This is a genomic window from Paenibacillus sp. FSL R7-0331 (assembly GCF_000758645.1).
GTDB classification, from domain to species: Bacteria; Bacillota; Bacilli; order Paenibacillales; family Paenibacillaceae; genus Paenibacillus_AQ; species Paenibacillus_AQ camerounensis.
Genome location: NZ_CP009284.1, coordinates 3,264,534 through 3,278,449, shown reverse-complemented (window position 1 = coordinate 3,278,449; position 13,916 = coordinate 3,264,534). Strand labels below are relative to the sequence as shown.

The window sequence follows — 13,916 nt, the reverse complement described above, 5'->3', positions numbered from 1 at the left end:
TCGTTTTCCCTCACACCAGTGCCATGTATTCGATTTTCCGCATACATTCGCCTCGTTTCCCCCCACTCCAGCACAATGTATTCGCTTTTTCACATACATTCGGCTCATTCCCCTCACACAAGCACCCATGTGTTCGCTTTTCCGCATACATTCGCCTTATTTGCCCCCCACAGCAGCTCATTGTATTCGCTTTTTCGCACATATTCGCGGGCGCATTAATCCTCAGACCAAATCTGGACTTTGGAGTGTACCTATATACTCATAGCAAATAATCCGCTGGGATGCCCCTCTTGCCACAGGACGGAATTTCCCCTTTTCCACCAGTATGCGGCAATATTTTATGACCGTCATTGTATGCAGCTCCAGCTCTCTTGCGGCATCAACCGGACGAAGAACGCGATGGTGACGGATGGCCGACCGCATCAAATTACGTTCGATTTTTGAATAGGAACGCTCAGCCCGTGCATTTGCAGACTTTCCCGCCGATAAATAAGGATACAGAATGTTCCGCAGCGCGGATTGGATGAACGAAGGATTTTCCTTCAGCTCATCTAACGAGATATAGAGCACCGTACAGTCCTGTGACTGCAGAAAAAGCCCGCGGTTCAGGTCCATCCGGTATTTGCTGCGCTCCTTGCCGTGCGAGCCAAAATCCATAACCTCAAATGCAATCCGCGTCGATCCGACCTCCCATAAGATATCGATAAAATAGGATCTGCCGCGCCAGTCCTTCACTTCATATTCCGGGTGTAGTCCCTGAAAATGTCCGGCAAGCGGCCACCACACCTGTTCAACAAACAAGCGGTTACCGTACCCGTGCCCCCGCTTTAGGGCATCAAGCCGCTCCCCCCTTCTTTGCTTCAAATGATTGGACAACCATTGATCATGCTCTCTCGTAAAGCCCATTCCCATCCCTCACTTTCAACAAAATCAGTTTCTGAATGCACAAAGCCCCGCCTCCTTCCAAATGGATTAGGAGACGGGGCATGCTTTGCCGCGTTTGCTGGTATCTATACTTAGTGTGCTACTATTATTCAGCTAGTTCAACACATAAATCTACATACTATGGCTTGCCGGCACAAGCTAATATTATGTCCACCGGCACTTGGCGTCACTGCCCGGATGCAGTATACGTTCTTTCAAAATACGGAGGCTGAGCAAGCGATATCAGTTTCAAACAGCGATGCAAGCTGGAGCTACTGGATCAGCTATGAGGGGAACTCTGTGGTAACAGGCGCTGAGTAAGAATCACAACCGCTTTAATAAACAGCATAATGGACTGAGCCGGGATTTAAGCAACACGCCCGTTTCAGTCCATTGTATGTTTATTACAACAGATTTTATTATCTTAGCTCTTGCTGCGCTGGTTTATCCTTTTATTTTTCTCCAAGAACCGGGGATTGTGGGAGGATACACCCGCCATTTTTGCCGCTCCCGGATCAAGATACTTTTTCGCGCTGTTGACAGCCAGTACGGCATCATTAAAGGCCCCTGCGATCAGACGAACCTTACTGTCATAGGTGATGAAATCACCTGCTCCAAAAACCCCCGGCTCACTCGTCCGCATCTGCGCATCAACCGTTACCCCGTACTCACCGGCGTGAAGTTCCCAGCTTGTAAGGTTACCGAAATCACGGTCATAGCCATGACTTACCACGACTTCATCCATATCGACTTGCAGGGCTTCCCCTGTTCCGGTATGAACAAGCCCGACGTGTTCGATTCGTTCACCGGCCCCGTATAACCTGGTAAGACTATAAGGAGTCATCACTTTACAGACAGCCTTCATCTGTTCTACCGGCTGCTCATGTCCGCCAAATTCATGACGTCTGTGAACCACCGTGACCTGCCTGGCCACATCAGCTAATTCATTGGCCCAGTCAACGGCAGCATTCCCCCCGCCGGAGATCAGCACATGCTTATCCCTAAACCGGGAATAATCCGTTATTGTATAATGCAGGTTCGTTAATTCATAACGGCTGGCCCCTTGTATATCCAGTTTCTGAATGTGCGTCATCCCTCTTCCGGCACACAGCAGTACCGTACGGGTGTAATGAAGCTCCCCTGTCTTGGAGGTCAATACAAGGATATTATCCTCGCGGCGTTCCATATCTGCAATTTCCTGTCCGAATACAAGGGCCGGATCGAATGTACGTGCTTGCCGTTCCAGGGATTCTATCAATTTCTCACAGCGCACTGGCTCAATTCCGCCGACATCCCAGATCAGCTTTTCCGGATAGGTACGCATGAATCCGCCCAGTTCCATTTTAGCCTCAACAAGCTTGGTACGCATAGCCCGCAGCCCGCTATAAAAAGCTGCATACATCCCCGCAGGCCCGCCCCCCACAATCGTTACGTCGTATATATCCTGCTGCTCAGGGTTCATCAGGGCACCAGCTTTTCAACGATGTAATCAATCAGCAGGGCAGATCCGACCGGACCCGATCCCTGAACAAAATCACTGGTTTTCAGCGGGAAGACCTGTCCGTTTTTAACCGCCTCCATGCTTTTCCATAACGGATTGGCTTCCAGGTCCTTCATCGATTGTGAAGCATCTGACCCCTGCAGCATCCGTTGCTCCAGAAAAATGTAATCCGGCTTAATCTCCGGCAGAATTTCTAATGAGAACGGCGTAAACCAGTCCTTGGAATCCTTAAAGATCTCAGGAATATGTAATCCGAGCTTCTCATAAAAGAATCTGCTGCTGCTGTTCGCTGCCTGTGCCCCCATATAGCGGTATCTGTCACTCTCTACACGCAGGACCAGCACCGTCTTATCACCAATGGCCTGGGCAATTTCAGTTCTAGCCTGATCGACCTTGCCGTTGAAGACCTCAAGCACCTGTGTAGCTTCAGCTGTTTTACCGAATAGCTCTCCAAATTTCGGTATCGCATCCTCCATATCGCCGGTGGTATCCAACGCTACTGTTGGAGCTACTTTGTTCAAATCGTCATACACGGTCTGCTCCATTCCTGTCCCCTGGGATATAATCAGATCCGGTGAAAGTGCCAGCAGCTGCTCATAATTATACTGATACTGTACGGTTTCAATCATCTTAACCCCATGCTGCTCAAAATAAGGCTTACGGTAATCCGGTTCTATCTCTGCAGTTAAAAGCACCATTTGCGGCACAATTCCGATCTCGATCAGATACTCTGCATAGCTTGAATTTGTTACAAGCAGGTTTTGGGGCTCGGCAGGGATTTCTACTTCGCCAAAGATATCTTTTATTATCTTAGCAGTATTAGCACCAGCAGCGTTATTCCCGGTTTCCTTCACTTCAGCAGATGTATTTGAAGTATTTGACATATCTGCTGTATTTGAAGCATTCGAGCAGGCCCCAAGCACCAGCATTAGCGCCAGCAGCAGAAATCCGGACATTTTAAAACGTATTTTAGACATGTTATTTCGCCCCTTGTATTGTTAATGATAATCATTATCAAAGGTTATCAAATAAGGGGCAGCCTTTCCATAGTGAATTGTGCGTATTTACTTGGATTATTGTGCGCAGTATTCTTCATGATCACTTATACAGCTGGTAATCTGATTCAGTATCAGGGGAAAACCTGCGCCGCCGAATCCGTCCACCCAAAGACGAGTGTCAACACTGAACACCTTATTGTTTTGAACGGCCTTCAGGCGCCCCCACTGCCGGCTCTCCATTAGTTCTCTCCAGCGTTCTCCGGCATCAAAATGCTCCATTACACGCGGCTCAACAAACAAATAATCGGGATTCGCCAGCTCCAGAAGCTCGACAGAGCAGGGATTAAACCAGCCTTCACCAGACTTTAACGGCTCAGGCAGAGTCAGCTGAAGTTGTCCGTACAGTAATCTGGATAACTTGGTAGAGCGGCCGCCCAAATAGCGGTAGCCGAAGGGTTCAATTCTTAGCACCATCACCGTTGCCCCGCTCCGTATTATGCTTTCCAGCTGATTCCTTGCCTCTGCCCGCTTGTTCTCCAGATGCATTAGAATACTCCGCACTTCCGCATCTTTCTCCAACAACGCTCCTAAAGACAGAAGAAGCTCCTCCAGGTCCAGCTGCAGATCACCAATGACTGGGGCAACGTTACGCAGCTTCTGCTTCTTCTCCTCCGAAATATAAGGTCCTATAATCAACTCAGGCTGTACAACGGCAATCCGTTCAACATCCAGATCGAATTGGGCTGTTTCTATAATCTCTATATGATGGCTTGCAAATAGCTTGTGTTGATGGTCTGCCAGAAGAATGGGAGACACTGCCACACTATGGGGGATTATGTCCAGCATGATCATCGTTTCTGCGATAAGGGGTGATAATACCATGATTTTGCGCTGGCCCAGTGACTGTACATAATTCCGCGGCGATACGCCTGTGAGCTGCTTGAAGCGGCGGCTGAAATAATGGGCATCCTCAAAGCCTGCTTGTCTGGAAATTTCCTGGGAGGTGTATTCAGTCAGCAATAGCTGCTCCTGCGCCCGGAACACCCGGTATTGTGACAGATAACTCAGAGGCGATACTCCATACCGCTCACTAAATTTTCTTGAATAATGCCATGGGCTGACTCCGGTAATCTGCGCCAGCTGATTGCGGGTAATCACTTCTCCATAGTATTCATGCATAAAAGAAACTGACCGCTGCAATCCTTCCTCGATGGTCTGCACGACACGCGGCTGCTTCCGGTAAATATGTTTCAGCAATTCGTATAGAAGCGATTGATTACTAATCCGGATCTGAATCAGATCCTGCGCATTCTCTTCTCTGAAATAATGTCCCAGGCCTGCCAAGGTCAGCCCCGATAACTGTACCTGCTGAAAGGAATTGCCGGCGGGAACTTTCCAGTCCACTTCTTTTCTTTCCTCTCCGCTAAACAACGTATATAAATTGAACTGAAGCTCCCAGCCCGATAAGTCCGGTGTCCCGCCTTCAGTAAGCTTAATGACCGTACCTGTCTCCACAGCGATCAGCTGGCCGCAGGAGATCTGAACCTTCTGACCGTTAATGTCCCAGGCAGATTGTCCATCCGTAATAAATAACAAAGCCGGATTCTGAAAGTGATGAACCTCCCCGGCAACCATCCATCGCCTCGTTAACGGCTTCGTTGAAATCCATTCCGCTACCCATTCTTTACTTGCCATGCTGTCACCCTTTCTGCGATGTCATTCTACCAGTCTACCTGCTGTTACTGTGAGCGTCAAAGGACTCCATTATAGATTATCTGCCTGTGTGCAGCTGCCGAATTAATAATTCTTTAACCATTCAGAAGCATCTCTTTAACATTTCGCTGATAGGATAGCTTCATCATAATACGCCGAAAAACAAATCGCTGGCTGGCCGAAAGGATGGATATTCATTAAGGAGTTACTGAAGCTTTACCGCAGTGATTATCAGGACCGGGCTGCACTGGTCAACACCGGTTCACTTCTAATCAATGTGCTGATTGGCGCAGGTAAGCTGATCCTTGGTGTGTATCTTCTGTCAGGCTGGTTTATGACCAATGCTATCTATTATCTGCTTCTCAGCGCAGCAAGAGGCCAGGCGCTTCACAAATATGCTGCAGCCCGACAAATAGAGCAGCCCGCCGAAAGAACCCGGATGGAACATACTGTGTTCAGACGCAGCGGCTTCTTCCTTTGTCTGCTGGGTCTCTCTTATCTGCTTATTTCTGTGCGCATGTATCTGTTAGGCGACGCTGTAATCATTGAAGGAACCCTTGTTCTTCTTGTCGCCACTATCTCTTTCACCAAGCTGGGACTGGCCCTGTATGGGATACTGGGCAACCGGGAGCGTAAAGGCCCCATTGTATCCACGCTGAAAATATTCAGTTTTACCGACGCATTGGTGTCGATTGTAGTAACCCAGTATACACTCCTGACCATGCAGCAATCCCCAGGCGCCTTAGAGAGCAGCGCTTTACTCGGGATGGGCTGTAGTCTTTTATTCATTATCTTAGGTGTATATATGGTCCATAAAAAACAGGCAGCCACAGAATGAATATGAAAGCTTCCAGCAGACTGATGCAATTAAAATAAAAAAGGCCGGATTCGGGGCTCCACCCGTTCCAGCCTTTTCTTAGTGTCACTAGATCAGCAATTTATTCCCTTTTTCACAGATTTCATAAAGCTCATCGTACTTCTGCTCCATTAGCGGCTCGGTCTTTTTTGCTCTTTTATGCACCAGCCTTTTAAAGATAACCGGCGGCACAATCCAGCCCGTAAATGCCGGTATTGCCAGCACGATGCATAGAAGAATTCTCGGCGGATTATGCGTAACTGCAAATACAGAGCCTGCCATAAAAGCCGTACCAATCATCCCAATAATCAGCGCCCACATCATAGCGAAGGAGGTTTTAGCATTATTAATCCTTTCTAATTCTCTCATGCAGGCTTCAAAATGACGCTCCAGACGGGTCAGTTCCGTTTTGTTCAAAATTTTGCGGTCCCGCTTGAGTTTAAGCTTCACTTTGCCCATAGGGCCTTTACCTGTATAGCTTGCAGGCTGGATTTTTTCCTCCAGAACCCATCCGAAATTCACATAGCCGTCAACATACATAGAGGTTCTTTCCGGGTCTATTAATACTTCTTTATAATCATAGCCGACATAGCTGCTTCCGCTTCTTGTGATTTCATTCATAAGATCAACTCCTTTACTAGCCTAAGAATAACAAGCGAATATTGCAGGATTGCTTAAGATATGTTCACATTGCATTAATACTCAGCTGCAGCTGCGGGACGGACAGGAAGACGGACGGTGAAGGAAGTCTTGTCCGAGGGTATGCTTGCAACGGTGATACTTCCGCCTATCAGCTGTAAAATACGGAGAACAAGAGCGAGCCCTAATCCGTTTCCTTCTGTGGAGTGGGAGGTATCGCCCTGATAAAATTTATCGAAAATGTACTTCATGGTTTCCTCGCTCATCCCGCAGCCGGTATCGGTTATAGAGACAATCACCTCTGTATCTGTTGAGCTCTGCTGGAGAATTACGGTGCCGCCAGGCTCAGTAAACTTGATGGCATTGGATAGAAGATTGTTCCATATAAGCTCTACAAGGCTGGCATCAGCCTCTATCACGGCACGGTCCTCGATATCTGCGATAAATTCAATGTTCTTGCTCATCCACAGCTCCTCAAACCCCAGAGCGCATTCGCATAGCTGTGCACACAGATCATAGGATTCCGAAATCTGCGGCAAATTTTGTTTTTCCAGCTTATTCAGCTTAAGAATATTGGTAATAAGTCCGCTTAGCCTGGAGGAAGAGTCAAGGATGGTATCAATGTAGCCTGCTCTTTGCTCGGGAGTCAGCTTTTCATTTTTTAGCGCCTGCGCATAATTTTGAATAACCGATAGAGGAGTTTTAATCTCGTGGGATACATTGGAGAAAAAATCAGTTTTCAGTGTTTCGATACTGCCTAGCTCCTCTACCATTACATTGAAGTCGATGCATATGGCATCCAGATAATCCATTTTGTCTTTAAGATGCCTTGGAGAAACGTAGACCGAGAAATCACCTCTTGCCACTTTTCTGGTGGCCGCTGCAAACTCTTCCATTGGTTTGTGGTAGCGCCGGATGAACTGGTATCGGGTTAACAGGGTGAACGCGGCAGCGACCAATACCCAGTATATTAGAACAGAAACGACATAACCCCGGGATACATTTTGAAAATCAAGATAGTTCTGTAGAATCAGCATCTGGCCTGTAGTGAGTGCTCCGAGCACCAAAAAAGAAAGGACAAAGCTGTAAAGGGGAAATATTGGCGCTTTAACTCTAGGGTCCTTTACGCTCACAGCAGCACCGCCTTATACCCCAATCCGCGCACAGTCACGATTTGAAAGCCGGTACAGGAAGACAGCTTATCCCGCAGCTTTGTTACATAGACATCTACAGCCCGCAGGCTGGTCTCTGATTCCACACCCCAAAACTCATCCATGAGCTGTGCGCGTGTAAAGGTTTTTTTGGGGTAAGAGAGCAGCTTATACAGAATATTGAACTCTCTCAGGGTGAAGGGAACCTCTTCATCGTCGATTGACGCGGTCATTGCATCTGCATCCAGCTTAAGGTTACCGACGGTCATCTTACGTTCCTCCATAATGTTAGCCCGGCGCAGCAAAGCCCCCACCCGCATAATCAGCTCATCCAGGTTAATTGGCTTAACCATATAATCATCAATACCGATCTTAAAGCCCTTTTGCTTAGAAATGATGTCATCCTTGGCTGTCATAAAAAGAATGGGAATGGTTTTGTTCAATTGGCGAACGTTATCTGCAAACTCAAATCCGTCGATTTCCGGCATCATAATATCTGAAATAATCATATCGTACAAATGGTTATACATTAAATCGTAAGCCTCGCGCGGATTCAGACATCCCTTGGCCTTGTAGCCGCTATCGTTTAAATAGGTGCAGACGATCTGATTCAGCTTAATATCATCCTCAACCACCAAAATATGAATCATACTCTTATCCTCCCCTATTTCCTCATCTTGTCCTATATTACTGTCTTCGCATTTATAGTTTGTTTGCGTTTTGTTTATAAATTGTTAATTAAATGACATTGATTTCGTGATAGAGCCCAGGATTAATACAATAGAAACATTTCACAAGCACAACATAAACATTCCGGTAATACAATCACTCACATCACAAGAAAATAAACAGTTGAACCGCTGGAGGAATGGATATGGAGAGTCATTTTATAGTTACAAACAGGGCCAAGGTAAATAAGATTTTAACCGTTATATTATGGGTCATCCTGATCGGGGCAGCCTTCTTGTATTATACGGACAATGTACCCGGCGCCATTGTGGGTTCGCTCTTAATTGAGCTATGTACGGCTACTATGTTAATCCTGAAAACAAAAAAGCATACATTAACGATGGCTGTTTTATTTATGGCGATTCTTACTTGTACTGTTAACTATGTGGGCGGGGCTTATACAGGTATGATTATTGCAACCGTTCTGTGCCTGGTTTCTTTATATTTGAATAAAGCCCTGCTATTCAGCTTTGGCGGCTTATACACCATTACCTTTACGGTAATGCACTTTGTAGACCAGAATAGCAGAGATTTCAATTACTACTTTATAAACATGGGGTTTTTGGTGCTTCTTGTTATGGTCCTGTATTTTGTATGCAAGCGGAGTGCAGATTTAATAGAGCTCTCTAATTATAATGAGGCGGAAGCTCAGAGCAATGCGGCGGAAGCCCAAAATATGGTTCGTGTAATTGGTGAAAATACGGTTCAGCTCCATAGAAATATTGATCATTGCAACAAGGATATTCATGTACTCCGAAACATCAGCAGCACGATGTCCGCCAAAATGAATGAGGTTTCAGAGGATGTTGCACAGCAAACGGACAGCCTGGTCCAAATGAATAGGATGATGAACCGTGCGGATACTGAGATGACGGAAATCAATAGGATGTCAACCGCCTTGTCAAAAACCTCTGAGGACGCCAGCCATACCCTGGCGCAAAGCGCGGAGCAGTTCCGTCAAATGGACGAGCAGATGAGCATTATTAAGTTAGCCGTGCAGGAATCCTTCTCTACTGTTGGCGCCCTCAACAAGAGCATAGAGCAGGTAAACGGTTTTCTTGCTGCCATAAGCCAAATAGCCGGTGAAACCAACCTGCTGGCGCTTAATGCAAGAATTGAAGCGGCAAGGGCAGGAGAATCCGGGGCAGGATTTAGTGTTGTCGCGCTGCAGATTAAGAAGCTTGCAGAACAAAGCGCCGGAACCGTCGAGGATATTAATGATATTGTACAGGACATCAAAGCGAAAACAAATGCTGTTTTGCAGAAAGCGACCGATGAGGACGCAGCTGTGAAAAAAGGAGAAGTGATTACGAAGCAAGTCATTGGCAGCTTTGAACAAATCAGCTCTGCTTTTGAAACTATTGACCGTTACATCGAAGCTGAGCTCGATAAAATCTATCATGTTAGCGAAGTGTTCTCGCAGATCCGTGAGCAATCTGAGACAAGTTCTGCTATTGCCAGTAAGAATCTGATAGCTACAAATGAGCTGCTCAGTGCTAATAAAGTGCAGGATGACAGCATTGATATTATCTATACCTCGATTGAGAGGATTAGCCATTCAAGTGTCCAGCTGCAAGGGTTACTTCAAACTACAGGCTCAGCTGATTAGTTCCATCTAATATAGATACGGCAGATTATAGAAGCAGTCCGAATTCAACAACGAATTCGGGCTGTTTTTTTATACTAAAGAGCAGCCCCGCAATGATATTTCAATTAATATATCTCAAACATGGCGTAAGCAATTCTTAAATATCTTGCCGCTACAATGATCCTATCAGGTGAAGCAGACGGTTCACCAAATAAACTTTATCAGATAAAGGAGCATAAATGATGAATGAGATTACAGGAAACAAAGCTGATTTTGTGGGTTATGAGTACAAAGACGTTACGGTAAAGCGCAAAGTGGAGTCGGTGTATATCGACGGATATCATAATTTCGGCTGGGCACTGGACAGCACTTCGAACTCCGTACAGAATGTGAACTCCGTAACGATGAAGTTCAAGCGGGACCGCAAGATCCGCAACAAAGCCGAACTGACCCGTCTTCAGCGCCAGTTTGACGCCACCGTTGCAGAAATCGAAACACTGGAAAACTCCAAGGTCATCCGTGCTTCTACTATTGCCTATGTTGTCGGTGTTATTGGAACTGCTTTTGTGGCTGCCTCTGTGTTCGCTAACCAGGATGACCGGCAGGCCCTTTCTATCCTTCTGGCCATCCCGGGTTTCGCAGGCTGGATCATCCCCTACTTCCTCTACTCTAATATCAGCAAGAAGAAGACAGGCATGGTAGCACCTCTTATCGATCAGAAATATGACGAAATCTATGAGTTGTGTCAAACGGCTAACACCCTGCTGGCAAGATAAACTCGACAAACAATTGTACACTTTGAAAGGATGAAGAATAATGAGTAAAGATGTAGCAGCAGATATCCGTTCCGTCAGAAAGGGACCCATTGTTATCATTATGATTTTGGGAGCTTTTCTTGCGACACTGAATCAGACGATTATGAGTGTGGTTCTGCCGGAATTAATGGTTGATTTCAGTATAACGGCTTCAACCGCCCAGTGGTTAACAACGGGCTATATGCTAGTTAGCGGTGTACTGATTCCGATTACAGGCTATTTAATGCAAAGATTTACGACACGTGAGCTTTTTCAGACTTCGATGATCATCTTTTTAGCAGGAACGGTCATTTCAGCTATCGCAACAGGCTTCCCGGTGCTCTTAACGGGACGACTGATTCAGGCCGTTGGCTCAGGCATTATCATGCCGTTGCTCATGAATGTAATTCTAACCCTCTATCCTCCGGACAAAAGAGGGGCGGCTATGGGCATGGTCGGGTTAGCAGTCATTTTTGCTCCTGCGGTCGGACCTACCCTGGCCGGATACATTCTGGAACATTACCGCTGGGAGACCATGTTCTACGGCATGATCCCTTTGGTTTCCCTTATCATCATCAGCGGCTTTATCTATCTGAAGAATGTATCGGCACGTTCCTCTTCCCGGCTTGACCTGCTAAGTGTCACAATCTCCACGATTGGCTTCGGGACTTTATTGTATGGCTTCAGCCGGGCAGGCAGTGCAGGCTGGTTAAGTACCGAAGTGCTCATATCTCTCGGTGTCGGTATCCTTTCACTTGGATTATTCACTTGGCGGCAGCTGGTGTCCAAGAGCCCGCTTCTTGATCTCCGGGCGTTCCAGTACAAGATGTTCTCCTTAACAACCGTTATAAATATGGCCGTAACTATTGTGATGTATGCCGATATGATCCTGCTGCCGCTCTATCTGCAGAATGCCCGTGGGTACACGGCAATGGAGTCAGGATTTCTGTTACTGCCCGGCTCACTTGTGATGGGTATCCTTATGCCGGTTACCGGCAAGCTTTTCGACAAGTACGGGGCTAAATGGCTGGCTATCATCGGTTTACTGATTCTGATTGCTACAACCATTAGCTTTACTAACTTGACAGACTCTACTGGCTACCTGTATATGGCTCTCATGTCAACCGGCCGGCGGATTGGATTAGCCATGATTCTTATGCCAATACAAACTGCAGGTCTAAATCAGCTGCCAGCGAAGCTTAATGCGCATGGCACAGCTATCTCTAATACGGTTAAGCAGGTAGCCGGCGCTGTTGGTACTTCTCTGCTTGTCACCGTTATGGCCAGCAGCACTAAGACTCATATGCAGGACATGATCGCTGCAGGCGGAACCCCGGAGCAAATGATGCTCGAAGCTTCTATCCAGGGCATCAATGACGCCTACCTCGTAATTGTTGGCATCAGCATCATTGGCTTACTATTATCCTTGTTTATCAAGCAAACCGGTCAACCGTCACAGGGAACATCCGAAGGGCTGCAGCAAAAGATGAAGGTTAAAGCCGCCCGAAACTAAAGAAAAGATACGCTGTCTTGCGCTTGAACGTAATAGCAAGCCTCCTCCCGGCTCTATTTCTGACATTGCTTTCCTTGTTCATTCCGGGTCCGAGCTATTACAATAGGAAACGGAATGAAAGGAAAGTCCAATACATAGAAAAAGAGGTATAGGAGCATGAGTACAAAACGATTCAAATTATCTGCAGCTGCGCTGGCTATTTTGCTTGCCGCCCAGCTGCTGGCGCCGGGCAAAACTTCCGCAGCTTACAAAACCCAGCAGCTGCCGGAGCCGGAATGGAGCTACAAGCTGCCCGAGGGCTACACCATGTTTAATTCTATCTACAGCTTACAGAGCAAGGATCGTGTATTTTTCCAGCTTCGCAAGAAAGTGGCGGTTTCATCCGCCAAGACCAAAACCACCACTTTTACCTATGCGGCCGCAGACCGCAACAAAGGTACAGCCAACTGGGTCTATGATTACTACGACATCGCTAATGACAAACCGTTTAGCGGCTCGGACCCCTATTACAGCAAGGATGGCAACAGCTATTTTTATAAAAGGAATGACAGCGGATCGGAAGTTCTCCTCACCGCAGTCAATGCGAACGGCAAACTGAAATGGACCAAAAAATTTAATAATCCGTTCGAACTGGTTATGCTGGATACCGGAAATCTTCTGCTGTATTTCAACGCCTATAACGCTTCGACCAACACCTCTAACCGCTATTTTGAGGAGTTCAATAGTGACGGAAAGCAGGTCCGAAAGCTGGCAATTACCAAGGGTGCGTTAATCACAGGAACATTGGAGATGCTCCCGAACGGCTATATTGTGCATAATCCCGGCCAGTCCAGCGTGAATGTCTACCGGAGTCTGGATGCACTAAAGACGCCTTTCGTCAGATACACAGCCCCCAAAGATTTGGCTGAAGTCAATGTGGGGGTACAATCCTTCAGCGGCGGGTCCGTATTAGTCTCCTTATACAGCAAGACTGACTACAAACTAATCGGATTCGGTACGGATGGCAAAAAGAACTGGGTTCACACGCTTAACCCTAAAGACCGTGTCCTCGGCATTACCGGCAATAACTATCTGGTCCAGAGCAACAATGCAGTGTACCGGCTGTACAGCAAAGACAACCAGCTGCTCGGCAAGCAGCAAATCGGAGAACTTGGTGACACCCGCTGGATTTCTTTTATTACGCCTTCGGGCGAAATTACTGTAGAGAAGCAGTACCAGTGGCAGGAGCGTCCGGCAGTAATTGACCCGGAGACTTTTGAAGGGGATGTAGCCAGAGAAGATTTCTACGTGCTTGATCCGGGGAATTTGCAGATTAAATACCATCTCTCGACACTGTGGACCGACTATAACGCCGGACACCAATATATCTATGCAGGAAAAGGCGAGCTCTATCTTACAGACTACTGGTTCAGTAATACTGTGACAAAATACATTTTGAAATAGTGCCTGATGCCTGCATTCTTGTGCAAAACCGGTTTGGAGCAGTGCTCCAAACCGGTTTTTTCATAAA

The 13,916-nt window shown here is 46.8% G+C and carries 12 protein-coding genes; 5 read left to right on the top strand and 7 right to left on the bottom strand.

Annotation, left to right across the window (positions count from 1 at the left end; all coding sequences use genetic code 11):
- Positions 1 to 222 precede the first annotated feature (222 nt).
- From R70331_RS13675 to R70331_RS13660, 4 genes are all read right to left on the bottom strand, one after another.
- Entirely contained in the window at positions 223 to 906 is a 684-nt protein-coding gene (locus R70331_RS13675; RefSeq protein WP_042176335.1) for a hypothetical protein, read from the bottom strand.
- Between the two features lie 442 nt (positions 907 to 1,348).
- On the bottom strand, positions 1,349 to 2,386 hold the full coding sequence (locus tag R70331_RS13670) for an NAD(P)/FAD-dependent oxidoreductase (protein WP_042176333.1): 1,038 nt from the start codon (positions 2,384 to 2,386) through the stop codon (positions 1,349 to 1,351).
- A complete protein-coding gene (locus R70331_RS13665) occupies positions 2,386 to 3,402 on the bottom strand; it encodes an ABC transporter substrate-binding protein (RefSeq protein ID WP_042176331.1) in 1,017 nt (338 codons plus the stop codon). Before R70331_RS13665 ends, R70331_RS13670 begins: the two co-directional genes overlap by 1 nt.
- Before the next feature lie 96 nt (positions 3,403 to 3,498).
- Positions 3,499 to 5,118: a helix-turn-helix domain-containing protein gene (locus R70331_RS13660; RefSeq protein ID WP_231576469.1), complete on the bottom strand. Its 1,620-nt coding sequence runs from the start codon at positions 5,116 to 5,118 to the stop codon at positions 3,499 to 3,501.
- 295 nt (positions 5,119 to 5,413) lie between these two features.
- On the opposite strand from R70331_RS13660, the gene R70331_RS13655 reads away from it, so the two are divergent.
- Positions 5,414 to 5,974, top strand: a complete 561-nt coding sequence (locus tag R70331_RS13655; protein WP_231576468.1) for a hypothetical protein — start codon at positions 5,414 to 5,416, stop codon at positions 5,972 to 5,974.
- An 87-nt stretch (positions 5,975 to 6,061) separates the two neighbouring features.
- On the opposite strand, the gene R70331_RS13650 is transcribed toward R70331_RS13655, so the two are convergent.
- From R70331_RS13650 to R70331_RS13640, 3 genes are all read right to left on the bottom strand, one after another.
- The gene (locus R70331_RS13650; protein WP_042176327.1) at positions 6,062 to 6,613 is read right to left on the bottom strand and encodes a hypothetical protein; all 552 of its coding nucleotides are present in this window, start codon (positions 6,611 to 6,613) and stop codon (positions 6,062 to 6,064) included.
- 74 nt (positions 6,614 to 6,687) lie between these two features.
- Complete coding sequence (locus tag R70331_RS13645; protein WP_042176325.1) at positions 6,688 to 7,764, bottom strand: HAMP domain-containing sensor histidine kinase; 1,077 nt, start codon at positions 7,762 to 7,764, stop codon at positions 6,688 to 6,690.
- A complete protein-coding gene (locus R70331_RS13640) occupies positions 7,761 to 8,432 on the bottom strand; it encodes a response regulator transcription factor (protein ID WP_042176322.1) in 672 nt (223 codons plus the stop codon). Before R70331_RS13640 ends, R70331_RS13645 begins: the two co-directional genes overlap by 4 nt.
- 314 nt (positions 8,433 to 8,746) lie before the next feature.
- Here R70331_RS13640 and R70331_RS13635 point away from each other — a divergent pair, with 314 nt between their 5' ends.
- The 4 genes from R70331_RS13635 to R70331_RS13620 all read left to right on the top strand — a co-directional run bounded on the left by R70331_RS13635 (position 8,747) and on the right by R70331_RS13620 (position 13,849).
- A complete protein-coding gene (locus tag R70331_RS13635; protein ID WP_197071430.1) occupies positions 8,747 to 10,120 on the top strand; it encodes a methyl-accepting chemotaxis protein in 1,374 nt (457 codons plus the stop codon).
- 218 nt (positions 10,121 to 10,338) lie between these two features.
- Positions 10,339 to 10,875 (top strand): SoxR reducing system RseC family protein, encoded by a 537-nt coding sequence (locus R70331_RS13630; RefSeq protein WP_231576467.1) that lies wholly within the window; start codon positions 10,339 to 10,341, stop codon positions 10,873 to 10,875.
- A 40-nt stretch (positions 10,876 to 10,915) separates the two neighbouring features.
- Positions 10,916 to 12,406 carry a DHA2 family efflux MFS transporter permease subunit gene (locus tag R70331_RS13625; protein WP_042176315.1) on the top strand — a complete coding sequence of 497 codons (1,491 nt, stop codon included), beginning with the start codon at positions 10,916 to 10,918 and terminating at the stop codon, positions 12,404 to 12,406.
- Positions 12,407 to 12,562: 156 nt separating this feature from the next.
- On the top strand, positions 12,563 to 13,849 hold the full coding sequence (locus tag R70331_RS13620) for a hypothetical protein (RefSeq protein ID WP_042176313.1): 1,287 nt from the start codon (positions 12,563 to 12,565) through the stop codon (positions 13,847 to 13,849).
- Positions 13,850 to 13,916: the final 67 nt, after the last annotated feature.

Excerpts from the sequence above, each read along its gene's own strand:
- R70331_RS13670 (WP_042176333.1), bottom strand. The coding sequence starts at position 2,386 with ATGAACCCTGAGCAGCAGGATATATACGACGTAACGATTGTGGGGGGC.
- R70331_RS13660 (WP_231576469.1), bottom strand. The coding sequence starts at position 5,118 with ATGGCAAGTAAAGAATGGGTAGCGGAATGGATTTCAACGAAGCCGTTA.
- R70331_RS13620 (WP_042176313.1), top strand. The coding sequence starts at position 12,563 with ATGAGTACAAAACGATTCAAATTATCTGCAGCTGCGCTGGCTATTTTG.
- R70331_RS13650 (WP_042176327.1), bottom strand. The coding sequence starts at position 6,613 with ATGAATGAAATCACAAGAAGCGGAAGCAGCTATGTCGGCTATGATTAT.
- R70331_RS13665 (WP_042176331.1), bottom strand. The coding sequence starts at position 3,402 with ATGTCTAAAATACGTTTTAAAATGTCCGGATTTCTGCTGCTGGCGCTA.
- R70331_RS13630 (WP_231576467.1), top strand. The coding sequence starts at position 10,339 with ATGATGAATGAGATTACAGGAAACAAAGCTGATTTTGTGGGTTATGAG.
- R70331_RS13675 (WP_042176335.1), bottom strand. The coding sequence starts at position 906 with ATGGGCTTTACGAGAGAGCATGATCAATGGTTGTCCAATCATTTGAAG.
- R70331_RS13640 (WP_042176322.1), bottom strand. The coding sequence starts at position 8,432 with ATGATTCATATTTTGGTGGTTGAGGATGATATTAAGCTGAATCAGATC.
- R70331_RS13625 (WP_042176315.1), top strand. The coding sequence starts at position 10,916 with ATGAGTAAAGATGTAGCAGCAGATATCCGTTCCGTCAGAAAGGGACCC.